This is a genomic window from Tardiphaga sp., from assembly GCF_028290785.1.
Classification (GTDB): domain Bacteria; phylum Pseudomonadota; class Alphaproteobacteria; order Rhizobiales; family Xanthobacteraceae; genus Tardiphaga.
Window position 1 is genome coordinate 1 of sequence record NZ_JAQGJD010000009.1, and the last position, 3308, is coordinate 3308.

A 3308-nucleotide genomic window follows, 5' to 3' on the forward strand; every position below is an offset into this window, starting at 1 on the left:
CCGCCGAGCTGCTTGCATGAGTTCGTCGCTCGCCACAAACTCCGCGAGCGCCAACTAACACTGAGGCTGGCATGACCGAGCGGCGATCCTTGATGATGCCATGCGCTCTCTATCGGAGGCATCCGGGACAGGAAGCTGCGCGTCTGGTCACGCAGGGCGGTCGCGCTCGTTATTGTCCGCGGCCGTCTGTCACCTCCTCATGCGCGCGCGGATTCCGGTAGTATCTGCGACTGCCCCACCGTAGTCGTCTGGCTGGTCGTCGCGTTCGGCCCGCTGGCAATCGCGGGCGGCCCCGACGGAGCCCCATCCTTCTTGCCTTCCTTCGCTCAAGGAAGGCCGTTTGTCCGAATACCTGATCCGGTTCGCGCCGGGGAGCCGCCACAGTTTTTACGGGGTTGGTCAGCAGCCGCTGCGGCGCGTCGATTGGAGGCCTGTTCCTAGCCTTCAGGCGATCTTCTGCGCCGGCGCTACCCTGATCGAGAAACAAGAAAATCAGGCGCAAACGCGAGGCGGGGCTGGATGGTAGGGGCCGGGGCGAAGAAGCGGCGGTACTGGAGTTGGCTGGTGCGGTGCTCGGCGCAAATCAAGGTCGTTCTTACGCCTTAGATCGGGAAGCGCTGCAACGGCGCCGTAAACTGAGGAGCCATCAATGCCGGACGAACCAATCAACGGCCGCGAATCGGATACATCATAGGATGACATCCAATGCGAAATCAAACCGGCGCTAAGACGCCGAGCGCCGGCGACTAAAGTCAGGTATCACCTCGACGACCGCGCCATTCTGTCCGGATAACCACTCTCTGCCGTTCAGCCTGTTGGTTTTGCGCATAGGCTTTCGCAATGCCAACAAACCCAACGGTGGCCTAACGCTGCACATAACACCTGTGTTCCTCCGTTTGATCACCAATGGCGCAAGGCAACGTTGGACGTACCGGGTGGTCTCCCTTCGTGCGATTTTGCGTTAGTGCTACGCGTCACCTTGAGTGCGGTCAGTGCCTTTTGAACGGAATCGCGCTGCGTCAAATGTTCCAGCTCGAATGAATACTTTCGACGCCAGTTCGCATGCTCTGTCGAGGTCCCCGGCACATTGACGGGGTGAGCTTCGTCCAACAGGTCATCGAGCTGGGTGACGGCGAGCAGTGAGCTGGTTCTTGCCAGGAACGCGTGAATGGCGTCGGCAAAAAGACGATGGTCTACCGGCTCCTCGAGCTCGAGTACCTGGAAAATTTCCGCTTTCTGCGCCGCACGATTTTGCCGCTGCGACTCCGTCTCGTCGATCGACGGGTAAAGTCCAAGCGCATCCTTTAGATCGATGTCGCTGCCGCTGAGCCAGCTCTTCAATGTCGGCAAATCGTGACTGCCTGCAACCGCCACAGCGAGTTGAGGATACTGATGTGCGGGGATGTAGGCACCACCCTCGTCCTGTTCGAAAAACGTGACCCGATAGGACAGGATATTGGCATCGGCCGTTTTCTCGCGAAATCCCTCGGGTACCGTGCCGAGGTCCTCGCCGACCACCAGACAGCGATGGCGGTGGCTTTCGAGCGCGACAATGCCGATGAGGTCGTCGATGGGATAGCTGACATACGCTCCGTGCGTGGGCGGTAACCCTTCCGGGATGCAATACAAGCGCTGCAGACCCATTACATGGTCGATCCGCAGGCCGCCTGAGTAACGCATGTTGGCGCGGATCAACTTGATGAAGGGAGCGTAAGCGCGATCCCTCAGGGTGGCAGGGTTGAACGGCGGCAATCCCCAGTTCTGCCCGGAGGGGTTGAGAATATCCGGCGGAGCGCCGACCAGCGTGCCTTTCAGAAAAGCATCCGGATCGGACCAATGCTCGCCGCCGCTTCGGTCGCACCCAACCGCCAGATCTCGATAAAGACCGATCCGCATACCGGCCGCCGCAGCGCTGTCTCTGGCAGCCTTGAGCTGGCGATCGGCAATCCATTGCAGCCAGTTCAAAAATCCGATCTCCGCCTGGTGCAATAACTCAAAGCTCGCGACGTCCGACGACGTCGCCGTGCGTAACCCCTCCGGCCACGTCTCTGGTTCCGATGTATGCCCGTCCCGGGTGCTGAAGTGCCAACGTAGGGCCTGAAACAGCGACGAACGGCGTAGCGGTTCGCCCGCATCGGCGATATAGGCTTGGAAATCGGCGCTGCGATCGGCTGAGGCCTCGGTCAGGAACGACGCGTACACGAGGCGGAGCGCCGCCAGCTTAAGCGAGCTTGCGGAGGCGTAGTCGACTTTTTCTGCGGCGCGACATAGCCGCAGCGACTCTTGGAATTCCTGCGATTGCACGAGATCCGTGGCCTCCCGGCTCCGCGAAAATTCCGGGATCGTCTCGACATTGATGTTTAGCACATTTAGGAACTGGCGGTCCGATGGCGAATACGGGCTCGCGTGTTTCGGCTCGTCCAGAAACATTTGGTGCAGCGGATTAAGGCCGACGATGTCGCATTCCAGCGCGCCTAATTGCTCCGACAACTTCGCCAGATCCGAAAAGTCCCCGATGCCCCAGTTGCGCTGCGACCGCAGCAGATAGAGCTGCAGCGCAACGCCCCATGATTTCTCGCCTGCCGCGAAATGGTCGGGAAGCCAGCATCGTCCCGGCGTGACGATGAGCGTTGTCACGCCATCGTATCCATCGACTTCGAGCCTGTGATAGCCAAGGGGCACGCCAGCCACGATCAACGCCGGCAATAAGGCACCGGGGCTGCTTCGGATCTCGGCCGTGCCTGTGCGCTTCGTGCGGTCTTCCAGTGTTAGCCGCCAATTGACGATGTCGCCGGCACTCGAACTGCCAAGCGGCACGGCAACGCGTCCGTTCCCAGGCTTCACAACCAGACAGGCGGGCAGCGTGGGCAAGGCCGACGCCGTTAAAGGCGACGCCGCTGCATCGAACACGCCAATGCTGTCCAAGAGCCTGCGCAGCACATAGTCCTCAACCTGAACAACAGTTCCTCGGGCATCGGTATAATCCGGCGCGACGCCGTATTGGATGGCGAGTTCGCGAATTCCCGGTTGATGCGTCATGCCGCGGTCCCTTCGGCCGACCGCTGTGGACCGTCGTTGATATCCCAACGCACGCTCCACCCGCCGATCGCGTCGTCGGTGTCCGTTCCGACGTGCCACAGCAGCCGGCCCGCAGGCGATGGCAGATGCCGGAGCGGGGCGGCAGTGAGATTCGCCGTCAGCCTGAGGCGGGCTCCGTCGCGCAAGGTCCAATTGACGACCACAGCTCCGGGGCCGATGACGTCATATTGCCCTCCGGACAGGCCGGGCTGCTTGAGGAGAGGCACGAT

2 protein-coding genes and 1 pseudogene are annotated in these 3308 nt (G+C 61.1%); 1 reads left to right on the top strand and 2 read right to left on the bottom strand.

The features are described 5' to 3' along the window. Positions 1-340: 340 nt before the first annotated feature. Positions 341-728, top strand: a pseudogene (locus tag JWR89_RS00400) (hypothetical protein). 172 nt (positions 729-900) lie between these two features. On the opposite strand, the gene malQ reads toward JWR89_RS00400, so the two are convergent. Together malQ and JWR89_RS00410 are read right to left on the bottom strand one after the other, a co-directional pair. After that, on the bottom strand, positions 901-3039 hold the full coding sequence (gene malQ, locus JWR89_RS00405; protein WP_299710332.1) for a 4-alpha-glucanotransferase: 2139 nt from the start codon (positions 3037-3039) through the stop codon (positions 901-903). Beyond that, positions 3036-3308, bottom strand: a 273-nt coding sequence (locus JWR89_RS00410; protein WP_299710333.1) for a DUF3459 domain-containing protein, incomplete at its 5' end; no start/stop codon positions are given. The genes JWR89_RS00410 and malQ, both read right to left, overlap by 4 nt.